The sequence below is a fragment of the Aquimarina sp. Aq107 genome (genome assembly GCF_943733665.1).
Taxonomy (GTDB): domain Bacteria; phylum Bacteroidota; class Bacteroidia; order Flavobacteriales; family Flavobacteriaceae; genus Aquimarina.
Map to the genome: position 1 here is coordinate 3,963,673 of NZ_OX030782.1, position 14,763 is coordinate 3,978,435.

Annotated in this window: 16 protein-coding genes; 10 read left to right on the plus strand and 6 right to left on the minus strand. The window is 31.8% G+C overall.

The window, feature by feature from the left end; translation table 11 throughout:
* Positions 1 to 168: 168 nt before the first annotated feature.
* From NMK29_RS17175 to NMK29_RS17185, 3 genes are all read left to right on the plus strand, one after another.
* Positions 169 to 699, plus strand: a complete 531-nt coding sequence (locus NMK29_RS17175) for an inorganic diphosphatase (protein ID WP_108802101.1) — start codon at positions 169 to 171, stop codon at positions 697 to 699.
* Positions 700 to 810: 111 nt separating this feature from the next.
* Positions 811 to 3,219, plus strand: coding sequence for a sodium-translocating pyrophosphatase (locus tag NMK29_RS17180; protein ID WP_108802102.1), 2,409 nt, complete (start codon positions 811 to 813; stop codon positions 3,217 to 3,219).
* Between the two features lie 80 nt (positions 3,220 to 3,299).
* On the plus strand, positions 3,300 to 4,298 hold the full coding sequence (locus tag NMK29_RS17185) for an App1 family protein (RefSeq protein ID WP_108802103.1): 999 nt from the start codon (positions 3,300 to 3,302) through the stop codon (positions 4,296 to 4,298).
* On the opposite strand, the gene NMK29_RS17190 is transcribed toward NMK29_RS17185, so the two are convergent.
* Positions 4,295 to 5,062: an XRE family transcriptional regulator gene (locus NMK29_RS17190; protein WP_108802104.1), complete on the minus strand. Its 768-nt coding sequence runs from the start codon at positions 5,060 to 5,062 to the stop codon at positions 4,295 to 4,297. The genes NMK29_RS17185 and NMK29_RS17190 overlap by 4 nt on opposite strands.
* Positions 5,063 to 5,229: 167 nt before the next feature.
* On the opposite strand from NMK29_RS17190, the gene NMK29_RS17195 reads away from it, so the two are divergent.
* Genes NMK29_RS17195 through NMK29_RS17210 form a run of 4 tightly spaced genes read left to right on the plus strand, consistent with a single transcriptional unit; the run spans position 5,230 to position 8,065 of the window.
* On the plus strand, positions 5,230 to 5,610 hold the full coding sequence (locus tag NMK29_RS17195) for an endonuclease domain-containing protein (protein ID WP_108802105.1): 381 nt from the start codon (positions 5,230 to 5,232) through the stop codon (positions 5,608 to 5,610).
* Positions 5,600 to 6,862 (plus strand): putative DNA modification/repair radical SAM protein, encoded by a 1,263-nt coding sequence (locus NMK29_RS17200; protein WP_108802106.1) that lies wholly within the window; start codon positions 5,600 to 5,602, stop codon positions 6,860 to 6,862. Before NMK29_RS17195 ends, NMK29_RS17200 begins: the two co-directional genes overlap by 11 nt.
* Positions 6,863 to 6,872: 10 nt before the next feature.
* Positions 6,873 to 7,646, plus strand: coding sequence for a TIGR03915 family putative DNA repair protein (locus tag NMK29_RS17205; protein ID WP_108802107.1), 774 nt, complete (start codon positions 6,873 to 6,875; stop codon positions 7,644 to 7,646).
* 53 nt (positions 7,647 to 7,699) lie between these two features.
* Complete coding sequence (locus NMK29_RS17210) at positions 7,700 to 8,065, plus strand: hypothetical protein (protein WP_108802108.1); 366 nt, start codon at positions 7,700 to 7,702, stop codon at positions 8,063 to 8,065.
* A 54-nt stretch (positions 8,066 to 8,119) separates the two neighbouring features.
* Here the strand turns inward: NMK29_RS17210 and NMK29_RS17215 are convergent, their stop codons facing one another.
* Positions 8,120 to 8,695, minus strand: a complete 576-nt coding sequence (locus NMK29_RS17215; protein ID WP_108802109.1) for a nitroreductase — start codon at positions 8,693 to 8,695, stop codon at positions 8,120 to 8,122.
* A gap of 71 nt (positions 8,696 to 8,766) precedes the next feature.
* Between NMK29_RS17215 and NMK29_RS17220 the strand changes: the two genes are divergently transcribed.
* Both NMK29_RS17220 and NMK29_RS17225 read left to right on the plus strand, forming a co-directional pair.
* The gene (locus tag NMK29_RS17220) at positions 8,767 to 9,471 is read left to right on the plus strand and encodes a methyltransferase domain-containing protein (protein ID WP_159092101.1); all 705 of its coding nucleotides are present in this window, start codon (positions 8,767 to 8,769) and stop codon (positions 9,469 to 9,471) included.
* Between the two features lie 2 nt (positions 9,472 to 9,473).
* A complete protein-coding gene (locus NMK29_RS17225; RefSeq protein WP_108802111.1) occupies positions 9,474 to 9,902 on the plus strand; it encodes a hypothetical protein in 429 nt (142 codons plus the stop codon).
* 15 nt (positions 9,903 to 9,917) lie between these two features.
* On the opposite strand, the gene NMK29_RS17230 is transcribed toward NMK29_RS17225, so the two are convergent.
* The 4 genes from NMK29_RS17230 to NMK29_RS17245 form a co-directional block, all read right to left on the minus strand.
* Positions 9,918 to 11,039, minus strand: coding sequence for a pentapeptide repeat-containing protein (locus NMK29_RS17230; protein WP_108802112.1), 1,122 nt, complete (start codon positions 11,037 to 11,039; stop codon positions 9,918 to 9,920).
* A 141-nt stretch (positions 11,040 to 11,180) separates the two neighbouring features.
* Positions 11,181 to 11,402 (minus strand): hypothetical protein, encoded by a 222-nt coding sequence (locus NMK29_RS17235; protein WP_108802113.1) that lies wholly within the window; start codon positions 11,400 to 11,402, stop codon positions 11,181 to 11,183.
* Positions 11,403 to 11,610: 208 nt separating this feature from the next.
* Positions 11,611 to 12,405 carry a hypothetical protein gene (locus NMK29_RS17240; protein ID WP_108802114.1) on the minus strand — a complete coding sequence of 265 codons (795 nt, stop codon included), beginning with the start codon at positions 12,403 to 12,405 and terminating at the stop codon, positions 11,611 to 11,613.
* A gap of 5 nt (positions 12,406 to 12,410) precedes the next feature.
* Positions 12,411 to 12,983 carry an RNA polymerase sigma factor gene (locus tag NMK29_RS17245; protein WP_108802115.1) on the minus strand — a complete coding sequence of 191 codons (573 nt, stop codon included), beginning with the start codon at positions 12,981 to 12,983 and terminating at the stop codon, positions 12,411 to 12,413.
* A gap of 389 nt (positions 12,984 to 13,372) precedes the next feature.
* On the opposite strand from NMK29_RS17245, the gene NMK29_RS17250 reads away from it, so the two are divergent.
* Positions 13,373 to 14,710 (plus strand): S8 family serine peptidase, encoded by a 1,338-nt coding sequence (locus NMK29_RS17250; RefSeq protein WP_108802116.1) that lies wholly within the window; start codon positions 13,373 to 13,375, stop codon positions 14,708 to 14,710.
* Positions 14,711 to 14,763 lie beyond the last annotated feature (53 nt).

Genomic DNA, 14,763 nt, shown 5'->3' on the forward strand with positions numbered 1-14,763 from the left:
ATATTTTTGCTCATTTATTTTATAAATCGTACTATCTGTTTTTACGAAAAGGTTTAAGGTTACCATAACATTAAAAATTAGCACAAAAATCTGTTATTTTTGGTTATAAATTTTAACCAAACCCCTGTAATACTTATATTTGCCGCCCATAAAAATGAGAATAATAATATGAGCGCAGCAAATCGCGAAAGTTTCGATGTACTAATCGAAATTCCAAAAGGAAGCCGAAATAAATATGAATACGATTTTGATATAAAAAAGATCCGCTACGATCGCATGATCTTTTCTTCTATGATGTATCCAGCAGATTATGGATTTATCCCAGAAACTTTAGCATTAGATGGTGACCCACTTGATGTTCTAGTATTGGTAACAGAACCTACATTTCCTGGATGTGTAATGGAAGTTAAACCAATAGGTGTTTTTCATATGACCGATGAAAAAGGTCCAGATGAAAAAATCATTTGTGTACCTGTGGCAGATCCTATCGCTAGTCGTTTAGCCGATCTAAAAGAAATGAATCCACACCTTATAAAAGAAATAGAACATTTCTTCCAAGTATACAAGGATTTAGAAGAGAAAAAAGTAGATGTTGGTGGCTGGGGAAATATAGATGAAGCCAGAGAAATCATCAAAGCCTGTGTAAAACGTTTTGAGGATATGCCAAATAAACCAAAAGGTTTATTCAGTATTCACTAAAGTCTATACAAAAAATAAATAAAAGCGCAATATTTTGTTAAGAATATTGCGCTTTTTCTTTTTAGCTTTATTTCACTACATTTAGTGACTAATTAACTAAAAATACATTTAATGGAATCAAATATGATTTATATGCCAATTGTTTTGGCATTATTAGGGCTTATTTATATGCTGGTTAAAAAATCTTGGGTAATGAAACAAGATGCCGGTGATGGAAAAATGAAAGAAATTTCAGATCATATATACGAAGGAGCCTTAGCTTTCCTAAATGCAGAGTACAAATTACTTGCAATATTTGTAGTAATAGTAAGTGTATTACTTACTATTGTATCTTTTGTAGTACCAACTACTCATTGGTTAATTGTTATTGCTTTTATATTTGGAGCGGTTTTCTCTGCTTTTGCAGGTAATATAGGGATGAAAATTGCTACCAAAACCAATGTAAGAACTACACAAGCGGCTCGTAGTAGTTTACCAAATGCATTAAAGATTTCTTTTGGTGGAGGTACGGTAATGGGTCTTGGTGTTGCTGGTTTAGCAGTTTTAGGATTAACTGCGTTTTTTATTGTCTTTTTTCATTATTTTATGGGAGGACAATGGACCAACACATCTGATATGACTGTTGTTCTAGAAACTTTAGCAGGATTCTCCTTAGGAGCTGAATCTATTGCTTTGTTTGCTCGTGTTGGTGGAGGAATTTACACCAAAGCTGCAGATGTAGGAGCGGATTTAGTTGGAAAAGTAGAAGCAGGAATCCCAGAAGATGATCCTCGTAATCCTGCTACTATTGCAGATAACGTTGGAGATAATGTTGGAGATGTTGCTGGTATGGGTGCAGATTTATTTGGTTCCTACGTAGCTACAGTATTAGCAGCGATGGTACTAGGTAATTATATCATTAAAGATATGGGAGGAAATATCGTTAGCGAAGGATTTGATGGAATTGGACCTGTTTTATTACCCGTTGCAATAGCAGGAGCTGGAATTATTATTTCTATTATCGGAACGATGCTCGTAAAAATAAAAAGTAACGATGCCAAAGAAGCTCAAGTTATGGGGGCTCTTAACATAGGAAACTGGACATCTATAGCATTAGTTGCCGCCTCTTGTTTTGCTTTATGTACATATATGCTTCCTGAAACTATGAAAATGGAATTTTTCGGAGAAGGTTTAATTGATATTTCTTCAATGCGTGTATTTTATGCCACATTGGTTGGTCTTTTTGTAGGAGGAGTTATTTCTGCAGTTACCGAATATTATACCGGTTTAGGTAAAAAACCTATATTAGAAATTGTGCAAAAATCAAGTACTGGAGCGGGGACTAACATTATCGCTGGTCTAGCTACGGGTATGATCTCCACTTTTTCCTCCGTTTTATTATTTGCCGGAGCTATTTGGGCTTCATACGCTTTTGCTGGATTTTATGGAGTAGCTATGGCTGCATCCGCTATGATGGCTACGACAGCAATGCAATTAGCAATTGATGCTTTTGGACCTATTGCTGATAATGCCGGAGGGATTGCAGAAATGAGTGAACAAGAACCAATCGTAAGAGAACGAACTGATATTTTAGACTCAGTAGGAAATACAACAGCTGCAACTGGAAAAGGATTTGCTATTGCATCTGCAGCGTTAACCTCCTTAGCCCTATTTGCTGCATATGTAACATTTACAGAAATTGACGGAATCAACATCTTTAAAGCACCTGTATTAGCAATGTTATTTGTTGGTGGAATGGTGCCTGTAGTATTCTCTGCCTTAGCTATGAATGCGGTAGGAAAAGCTGCAATGGAAATGGTATATGAAGTGCGTCGACAATTTAAAGAGATACCCGGAATTATGGAAGGAACTGGGAAACCGGAATATGACAAATGTGTTGCAATCTCGACAAAAGCGTCCTTGAGAGAAATGATGTTACCTGGATTACTAACTATAGGATTTCCATTAGCAATTGCTTTTATTCCCATGATTTTTGGAATGAATAATCAGGCTATAGCAGAAATGTTAGGTGGATATATGGCCGGAGTTACAGTTTCTGGTGTTTTATGGGCTATATTCCAAAATAACGCCGGTGGAGCTTGGGATAATGCTAAAAAATCATTTGAAGCAGGTGTAGAAATAAATGGAGAAATGACTTATAAAGGTTCCGATGCTCATAAAGCAGCCGTAACTGGAGATACTGTTGGAGATCCTTTTAAAGATACTTCTGGACCTTCTATGAACATCTTAATAAAATTAACATGTCTAATCGGTCTTGTAATTGCACCTATTCTTGGTGGACATACTTCTGAAACCGCTGTTGCGACCAATGAAATAGAAGTTATAGAAACAACATCTTCTTCTGATAAAACGGGAAAATTAATTCAAGTTGAAATGAACATGGATGGTGATATTGCAAATGCTAAAGTTACTATAACCAAAACAGTCAATGGAAAAACTTCTACCGAAGTAAAAAAACTTAATGGGACAGAGAAAGATGTAAAGATTAAAATTGAAGAAATAAAAGCTTCAATAAAGTAATATTAAAGCTATTTAATAAAAAAACCTCGCTATTTAGCGGGGTTTTTTATCTTTATATTGCTACTATAATTAAAACTATAATGTTCAAAAAAAAACCACTACGAATTAATTCTTACCTAGGATATGGAACCACAAACAGATTAAGAGCAACTGGTAGAGCACTAGAAGATGAAAATGTCAATTTTGATGGAAATACTGGAGCTTTCAAAACATTACGAAACATTTATCGACAATTCGAAAGTGATGAAATTAGAAAAACTTATATCAATCTAAAACTATCTAATGGAGAAAAATTTACCACAATCACCGATGCCGAAGGATACTATAACTTTGATGAAATTATATCAAACCCTAATGAATTACTAAATAAAGAAGGATATATTAATTATACAGTTTCCTATCAAAATCCAGGTAACAAGAAAGTAATTCAATCAAATACCTTTAAAGGAAAAATGTTAGTCCCTTCTAAAAATGCTTCTTATGGTATAATCAGTGATATTGATGATACAATTCTGCATACAGGTGTAGCATCTATCTTAAAGTGGCGAGTTATTGCAAACACTTTTTTTAAAAATTTTGACAGGAGATTACCGCTTGAAGGAACTGTCCAATTTTATCAGAAACTGAAACTTGGTAAAGCCAAAAAATCAACTAATCCAATTTTTTATGTTAGTAATAGTCCTTGGAACTTATATGATTATTTAACCGCTTTTTTAAAAAAACATTACTTCCCAGAAGGACCTATTTTATTACGAGATTTCAGAACACCTTTTGACAAAACACCAAAACCAACAGCTCCACATAAACAGTCAGAAATTTTAAATATCCTAAAAATATATTCTGATTTAAAGTTCATACTTATTGGAGACAGTGGCGAAAAAGATGCAAATATTTATACAGAAATCGCGGAACAATTTCCCGACCGAATATTAGCAATTTATCTGAGAAGCGTTAATCATAAAAGAAAGGAAAAACGAATCATGGATATTATTAATTCTTTTACCATTACTCCTATCCTACTTGTTCACTCATCACAAGAAGCGGAAGAACATGCAAGAAAACATGGATTTATAGATTAATTTTTTAGACTTCTAACTTCAGATGTCAAAACCATCATCGCATCCTGTAATTGTTTAATACTAGCAGTATCAGAATTTGCATCAATATTAAAACTAAGTTTACTGTTCACTTCCCAAATCTCCACTATTTGATGCGTATGAATTGTAAATGGTAAATAATCAGTATTCAGAGAAATTAACGTCAACACTGATGAATCTTCATTCTTTCTAACTTTCTTCACCACTACACTATCTTGTAAAACCACAACATACAAAGCATTACTACTCAATTCCGACAGATTATTTACAGCTTTTCCAATAACCCATTCTTTAGGCTCCAAAACAGGCAGCATACTATCTCCTTCAACCTGAAACCCTCTATAAGTAGCATTCCTATATTCTGGTAATGGTATATCAAACGCAGGCAATTGTTGATACCAATCCACATCCTGAACGTTATGCGGATAACCGGCCGCGGCCTTTACATTAACAAGAACAATATTTTCATTATTCTCTGAATCCACAGTAACCACCTTAGGTGCAACATCACCGTTATGTAACTGGATTCTCTTTTGATCACTCTCGCCAAACAACCATAAAGGATTCACTCCAAACTCCTGAAGCAATTTAGAAACTACTTTTCCTGAAATTTTTGTTTTTCCTCTTTCTATATCCGCTGTAGAATTCTTAATATTCAAAACCTTAGCAAAATCAGATTGCGTAAAATGATTTTCCTCGCGGATTGATTTAAAGCGTTGAATGGTTTGGTTAGTTAAATTATCCATACAACTATTATTTATTTATTAGCATACATTTCTGTTACTCCGGTTAGGGATAATTATGTAACAAATATACTGTTTTTTGGAATAATTCCAATTTTAACACTATTTCATTTTTATTTTGTTGGAATAATTCCATAAATTTGGAAAAATTACTAGTCAACTATAATCTTATGAGATCACAAATTGTATTACATCAACCGGAATCAGAAAAAATCATTAAGTATTCATTAAATAATTCTATTCCAGCAACAGAAGAACTTTATGAAAGTTTAACCAAGAAAGGGTTTTATTTCCTTAGGAATCACAAGGTTGATAATTATACTTTTAACTTTTATTGTCCTGTATTAAAAATCGCCATAGAAATAGATGGGTATGCCCATGAATTTTCTGAAGTATATAGTCAGGATGCTCCTAAAAAATTACACATTCATTCCTTAGGTATAACAGTATTACGTTTTACGGACTATCAAATCCTTGTTGACATTGAAGAAATATTTAGAGCATTAAAGCACGAAATCAAGACATCCAATCAAAATTCGTATGTCGTTTGATAGAATCACTGCAAAACTATCGATTCTTGCCGATGCAGCTAAATACGATGTATCTTGTGCAAGTAGTGGAGGAAAAAGAGCAAATACACAAAAAGGATTAGGCAATAATACCGGAATGGGTATATGCCATAGTTATACAGAAGACGGACGCTGTGTATCCCTATTAAAAATTTTACTTACTAATCACTGTATATTTGATTGCGCATACTGTGTTACCAGAAAAAGCAATGATATAAAAAGAGCCGCATTTAAAATCCAAGAGGTAGTCGACCTGACTATAAATTTTTACAGAAGAAACTATATAGAAGGTTTATTTTTAAGTTCTGGAATTTTTAAAAATCCTGACTATACCATGGAACGCTTAGTAGCAGTAGCCAAGAAACTAAGACTAGAAGAGAATTTTAACGGCTACATTCATTTAAAATCTATCCCGGGCGCAAGTGATGAACTTATGAGAGAAGCTGGACTTTATGCGGATCGATTAAGCGTCAACATTGAAATCCCCACAATATCAGGGCTAAAACTATTGGCTCCAGACAAAAAACATGAGGATTTCATAAAACCTATGAGAAAGGTGAAAAATGAAATAATTCGTTACAAATCTGAACAAAAGTCGATAAAAAACACTCCTAAATATGCTCCAGCAGGTCAAAGTACTCAAATGATTATTGGAGCAACCGGAGAGAGTGATAGAGATATAATGTATTCTGCAAACTATTATTATAAAAAATTTAATATGCGCAGAGTTTATTATTCAGGTTATATTCCAATAACCACAGATAATCGATTACCTTCTATACAAACAGAAGTACCAATTTTAAGAGAAAACAGATTATACCAAACTGATTGGTTACTGCGCTTTTATGGGTTTTCGATCCAAGAACTATTAAACGAGCAACATAAAAACCTAGAATTAGATATAGATCCAAAATTGAGCTGGGCATTACGAAACATGCAGCTTTTTCCGATTGATATTAATAAAGCTGATAAAAATATAATTGCTAGAGTACCCGGAATCGGAATGCAATCAGTATACAAAATACTACAAGCTAGAAGATTTAGAAAATTAGATTGGTCACATCTTAAGGCGATTGGTATTTCTCTAAACAGGTCAAAATATTTTATAACCTGTAATTCTACCAATTTTTTTCATAAAGATATAGCTCCATTAGACTTAAAAAAACTTATCATGAATTCTTCCAAAAGTAAGCACGATAAATATTTCACAAATCAATTAAGTCTATTTCCTTAAACGAAATACTATGAATCCGCAAACTATTTTATTATACGATGGAAGTTTTGATGGATTCTTATCATGCGTTTTTATAATCTATGAGCAAAAAATTAATTCACCAATTATACAAAAACAACAGGAAATAAATAATCAATTATTTACGATTTCCGAAACAGTCCATACGGATAAAGCTAAAGCCAAAAGAGTCTGGAAAGGTATCCAAAGTAAAACTGACGTATCACAACAAAAAATTCTTTTCAGAGCCTTCTTAAGTGAAATTAAAGGTGTAGAAAACACCATATTTTCTTATATAAAGAACACTTTTAAGACAACAAATTCTAAATTCATTGATTATAGCAACAAAGATATTCTTAAAATAAGCCAAGTAGCCAAGATGGTTAGTAGAGAAAAGCATCGTATGGAAGCTTTTGTAAGATTTAAAAAAACCAAAGATAAAATCTACACTGCTACTGTAGAACCTGATTTTAATGTATTACCATTATTAATCCATCACTTTAAGGATAGATATGCTGATCAAAAATGGTTAATTTATGATATTAAAAGAGCTTACGGAATATTTTATAATCTTCACGAAGTAGAGATCGTTACTTTAGACTATTTTTCCAAACATACCACTACAATAAATAAAGAATATTACACCAATGATGAACTGGAATTCCAACAATTATGGAAAACGTATTTCAACAACGTTAATATAAAATCTAGGAAAAATTCAAAGCTACATATACAACATCTTCCAAAACGGTATTGGAAATACTTGATCGAAAAAAACAATATATAAAATAAAATGTTAAATTTGGCGTTCAATAACCCAATTAACTATATCTATCAATTATGAAAAGATTATTTTTAGGAGCAATTGCTCTAACGTTAGCCGTTTCAGTAACTTCTTGTAAAGACACAACAAAAGCAGAAGATGCTGCTAGTGATGCTGTTGAAGAAGTAAAAGAAGCTGCTGAAGAAGCAAAAGAAGCTGCTGGAGAAGCAGTAGAAGAAGCAAAAGAAGCTGCTGGAGAAGTAGTAGATTCAGTAAAAGCTGCTGCTGGAGAAGCAGTAGACGGTGCGGTTGATGCTGCAAAAGATGCTGCAGGTGATGCAGTTGATGCTGCAAAAGACGCTGCCGGTGACGCAGTTGATGCTGCAAAAGATGCAGTAAAAGACGGAGCTAATAAAGCTACTGATGCACTTAAAAAGCAATAATATATAGTCATATATATGTAAAAACCCTTCCTGTTTGGAAGGGTTTTTTATTTGCTAATCAAGCCATTTTACTTTCTCTTCGACTGGATTTCTTTTAGAAGACAATTCATCTTCTTTATCATAATTACCTATATAAAGAAAACCTAAACATCTTTCTCCTTCTTCAAGTTCAAAAAACTCGCCTGCATATTTTACTAATGCGGGACTACTCCAATAACACCCAATATTATTAGCCGCACACGTAAGCCACATATTCTGGACAGCCATAGCAGTTGCAGCTATTTCTTCCCATTCAGGAACTCGTTCTTTAGCATCTCTTTGCATACATATAGCTATAATAGTATCAGAAGCATCACATTTATCTTTGATCTTTTTAACTTTAAATGGTGAAAACTTATCATCTGGTGTGATATCGGTATAGGTATCTGATAAAAAAATTCCTAGTCTACCTTTTGCTTCTCCACGTACGACCTTAAAACGCCACGGTTCTGTTAACCGATGTGTAGGAGCCCAATTTGCATTCTCCAATAAGCTTTTAATAAATTCTTTAGAAACTGGCTTATTATTATATTGAGAAGGAAAAATTGCTCTGCGTTCTCTAATAACCTTATTTAAATATTCATTATTCATGAATTTTATGTTTTTAATGTAAAGTTATTATTAATATTGAGACGAATAAAAATAAAATCCCAATTTAGATCTTGAATTTGCGAATTCGTCTTCATAATAAAGAACAACTTGATAATTTATCTCTATCTGGAAAAAAATTATCGAAAGCATTAATAAGCTTAAAATTAATCAACAAGCTGTTCGGAAATCATAAGCAACTAGCTAAAAGCACTCTTGATTATTGTATCAAAAATCCTAATAAAAAAAGATTTCGAATAGTGGATATTGGTTGCGGAGGTGGCGATAGTATTTATAATGTTTTTAATAAGCTTAATAATAACGGCATTCAAGGTGATTTTCTTGGAATTGATGGGAATCCACAAAGTGTTAACCATGCTAATTCTTTATATGCTAAAAAGGATCATATACAATTCGAGATTGGCGATATTCTAGATCCTGCATTTCTAATTCCTGATTGTGATATTATCATAAGTAGTCATTTTATATATCACTTTGAAGATGAAGAACTAGTTAATTTTATAAAAAGGATACAAGAAAAAGGAATTAAGCATATTATATTTAGCGAATTAAAAAGAAGTAAAACTGCTTATATTTTATTTAAGTATTCGAGTATTTTTTTACCGATTTCCAAATTAGCCAAACAAGATGGGTTAATTGCAATACGCAGGGCTTTTACTATTAATGAATTAGAAAACATTCTTAATAAAAGTGGCGTAAAAAAATACACTATACGCAAAAAAACCTGGTTTAGAACCTTAACAAAAATAGATCTTTAATTATGAAAGAAATCCTTATTCAAAGTCTCAAGGAAATAAAGGAAACTCCTAAAACAATGATCTTCACATATATTATAATATATTTTTTATGGGGATTGGGAATGAATCAGTTTGGTGCAGAAATGGAAATTGCAAGATTTAGTTATTGGTGGCAAGTAATTACTTGTTATATCTTGTATATGGTTCCGATTTCAATTTTATTAAAAAAATACAACTTCTTTAACCAATATGCATACGGATTAGTAGCTATGGGTATTCTGGAGTTTCTGGGATATTGGTTACAAACTTCTTATGTATACCCAAACAATCTGCTTGACCAATTATTTAATCCTCAGAATTTTAGTTTAGGAATGGCTTTGTTTTTTGCTTTATACTTTCCCGCTGGAAACTGGTTGGTAAACAAAGTTCATAGCCTAATTTTCAAAAATTGATATAAACTTTGTTTTTTACTTTTTAACCAAGATAAACTGCTGCTCGCCTTGTTTTTTAACTCGATATTTATCTTGAATATCTTCTGCACCTTTTAGATCCAAAGAATCCTTAACATAAGCTATCCAATCTTGTCGATGTACAATTACATTATCTAAAACCACATCTGATAAATTAGCATCATCTAACTTAGTTCCCCATAAAGTAGCTTCCGTTAAATCTGCTTCTGTCAGATCTGATCCATATAATTTTGCATTTGTTAAATCAGAACTTAATAATTCTGAATTGGTTAGATCGGCGTTAGTCAGATTAGCTCTTTTCAATATAGCATCGGAGAGATTTATTCTTTTTAAATTGGCGTATACCAATTCTGCTCGCTCTAAATTAGCTGCGGGAAGATTAACTTCTGATAAATTAGAATGACTTAAATTGATATACTTTAAATTAACTCCTCTTCCCAAGAATATATCTTTAAAATATGTATAACTAAAATCGGATGCATCTAAAATCTCTCTGTAAGATTGATCTGCTAGATCACTTCTTAATAAACTAAATAGCAATTGCCCTTTTTCTGGACTTATCTTTTTATCAATAAGTTCACCATCTTCTTCATATCTATAGGGTTTCATTGCTCTGGACAAGCTTGCTATTCTTGCCTCTAAAACTGGACTAATATTACGTTCACTAGAACCTTTATATTTTAGTTCCTCACTTAGATCAGAAAGCAAATTATCCATAATAAAAACTAAAGAAGATCTTCTTTCTGCTTCTATTAATTCATTTTGATTATCAACTAACTTATTCTGGTTAATGACCAATTTTGTTTGGTATAAAAGTATGACAGAAGGTATTAATGTCACAAACAACCCAAAAAGACCAATTCTAGTAATCCGCCATATGATATTAGAAGAAACATCAGAAACGGTATCTACAGAAACAGTTTTCGTTTCCTTATACTCACTTATAGCATTAGTAATACTTTTCTTAAGTTTTATTCCTAAGAGTGGAACACTAGATTTTTTAAGCAACCAAAAACCAACACTTTTTTTCTTTTCTTTTCTTTTTTTGATTTGATCTAATCGATCCTGAAGTTGTTGTTTTTCCTTCTCTAGCTGTTTTATTTGTTCTTGTTCGGTCACTTTACTCTAGGGTTTGGGATTTTGAATCTCCAATATATTAAAGTTAAATGACTAATACCAATTAAAAAAAAGAAAGCCTTTTTATAAAAAAAGGCTTTCCAAATCTAACATAATAAAATATAGTCCAAAAAAACCATACCCTTACTTTATATAATTAGAAATATCTTCTGTAATACTTTCTATTAACGAAGCTCGTTCTCCATCATCTACCTGATTAATAATTTTTGCTAAAAGCAGTAAATAACTCGCAACATAATCACTTTTCTTATTTTCATCCACATACTCTTTACCTTCAACCGCTATGAAGGTAATTAGATTACGTATAACGTCTCTTAAATCCGAAATACTTAACTCCTCTTTCATTTTTCAAGTAGATTTGTTTCTCAATTTTATAATGAAAGTAAGGTTCTAACCCTCTAAAAATGAATCTAAAACTTTAGAAAAATGATGATTCTCGATAAAAGGCAACTTTCATCGATTTAGAGAATTTTGTAGAAATTTAAAGGAAAATAGACAGTTAATGAAAGCTCATAAATGTGCTATCATTAAAATATTATTATTGAATAACAGTTTAATCTAATTGTTCTAACAATTCTTTGGCTTCTAGCTTCTTGAAATTCAAATTACTGTTTGCCAGTGATTTAAATTCATTTTTCGCGTTCTCCAACTTATTAATTTTCAAGAAACATAGTCCCAAATACCAATGGGCTTTAGAAGAATCAAGACTATTATTGTTCAGCAATTTTGTGAAAGATTTAATTGCATCTTCATTCATGTTTAGTTCTAATTGATTGGCTCCTAAGTACAAAATAATTTGTGAATCCAACTCTTGATTATTTTCTAACATAAGTTTTTCTATCAAGATTAATGATTCTTTGTGTTTTTTGCTTTTGAACAGTTTTTCTATATTGACTAACTCAGTAGCATTATCTCTTTGGGTTAAAGAAGGAAGTGTATTCCAATCTTTATACTCGGCATATAACTCGGTATTATCAATATTAGTAAACTGGTTTAAAAGAAATAATCCTGCAATAAAAATGGCTGCTACTCCTCCAACATAAAGAAAAATTCTTTTTATTCTCGATGATTGTAATTCCTTAAAATATGATTGCTCTACCTCATCTAGTGTATTTGCTATAGATTTTCCTTTATCGCTTTTAAGAAACCTTTCATAATCATTAATTTTCTTATAATTAGATTTACTATCTATTAGCTCCCAATTTTCAGTATCGTATACAACGTTCATCTCCTGATAAAGTTTCAAGGACTCTTTTGCTTCTGGATCATTATCTATTTTTTCTAAAAAGGTAATCTCCTCTTCTGAAGTCATTTCACCATCAAGATATTTTTGGATATCTCCTTCCATAGTACTCAAAATTCTTTTAATTCATTATAGCGTTGATCAGAATGTATTGCGGCTTTTAACTTTGATTTACATTTAAAAATACGTTGTCTTACGGTATTTTCAGTTGCATAGCCTAACTTATTAGCTATATCAACATAAGAAACCTTATTAAAGAAAAAACCTAGCACTTTTCTACAATTTTCTGATATTTCTAATAATTTTTCTTGAAACAACTCCCATTTCTCTTGTTCATATGCTGCTAAGGCAATCTCTCTTTCTTCATGAACAAGATCCAAAACACCATCATTTGTTACCCTAAGTTTTGATAATTTTGATGCACGTCTCCATAAATTTTTACAAATAGTTACAAAATAACCGTCAAAACTAGAAGTGATCTTAAAATTTTTATCCTGTGCTCTAGCTGATAATTGTAATAGCGCTTTTTGCATAACATCCTTAGCATCATCCTCTGATCCATCATGAGTAATTATATAAGCCTTTATTTTAGGGTACAGTCTGTTATATATCTCCTTAATACCCTTATCATTACCTGATATAAGGCTTTGTAATAGATAATCATCAAGCTTTTGATTTACCATGGAATCTCTAAGTAATTATAGAATACTGTCTTTACTACTTTATATACGAAGGACACAAACATAACTATAATTCATTAAACCTAATAAGGGGAATAAAACTGTTTTTTTATGGGTTAACTACTCTTTTCTATTTGTCTCTTTTCAAAAAGAAAAAAATATAATCAACTTTAAAACAGATAGCAAAAATAAATTCAACCACCTGAATAACAAATAATTAAAACCAAAAAACAAAAAATAATTCACCTGCAATTTAAATAGTTAAATAAAATATCCTAAACACTTGGGTAACATTTCTACTATTTTCGAATCCGGTCTATGAATATCAACTAAAAATGTGGTTTAGTAATATATCATATGACTTTACGCATTAAAAAAACAAACTAACTATCATGAAAAAAAGTATCGTATTAGTAACATGGATATACATTGCATTAATTGGAGTATGGGGATGCTCCGTTGATGAAGATATTATAACTCAAAACACTGGTTTCAGAGAAGTTTTAGAAAAAAACACTCCTAATAATACTATAGTACCGGAAATCATTAGAAATCAAGTTGTGGTAAAATTTACGGATTCCACTTTAAACGAGACTCAAAAAAAGAACCTGCGTTATGATCTTGAGCAAACTTATGATTTTAAAATATTACAGAAGGAGGTTTGTGACTGCGATCCTCAAGGGCCGGAATTATGGACAATAGACACCATATTTTCTGATTTTAAAGGTGTAAATCATTTGGTTGAAAATTTAGTAACCAATCATGAAAATAATTCGGGAGATGAAGAAGTAGAAGAAGGCAGAGCCATATTTGATTATCAATTCTACATAACTATTGCTAATAAGACTTTATCTGGTCATTACAGTAGTCGTTTAGGAGATAAAATAATCTCATCTACCAATCCTGATTATGTAAATATTGCAATAGTAGATACAGGAATTGACTATGATTATTTTAATGACCCTATATTATACAGTACAAGGAGTGAATATAATGGAAGCTTTGGAGATTCTGGTTGGGATTATGTAAATCATGATAAAGATATGAGAGATGATAATGGACATGGTTCTAAAGTAGCAAAAATCATTAATTTCGAATTAACAGCTAATCAAATTCCGCATCAATTATTATCTATAAAAGCCTTTGATGAGAATGGGCGTGGTAGTTACTATGATATCGTTTGTAGTTTAAACTATATTTCGAAATTAAATAATATCGATATTGTAAATATGAGTTTTGGATGGTATGGTTTAAAAAAACAAAAAATTCTAAAAAACAGCATTCAATCTATGGAAAACACTGTATTATTTATTGCTTCTGCTGGTAATCGAGGATTAAATGTTGATGAAGAAATCGCTCATTTTCCATCAGGATATGCAATAGAGAATCTTTTGGGAATTGGCGGTTATGAAATTGAGGTCAGTGAGCAAGTGGAGATGCCAGATTTACTAGATTTCATATCTATAGTAGAATCAAATTATGGACCATCGACTATAGACATAGCTGCACCAATAGGTGGATATTTCTATACTATGGATACTGAATCAAACCTCACAATTAATCCTATAGGAACCTCTTTTTCCGCAGCCTACATAACAGCTGTTGCCGGAAAATTATATGACAAAGAACTTACTTCATTACAGCTCAATAACGCGATATTAAATAGCGCATATAGGATACAACGATTACAAAATTTTATTCAACAAGGTAGAGTGATCGTTAGAAGGTAATTTAAAAGCATATGCCCTACATTCAAAAATTTAAAAACAATAAATCGTAGGTA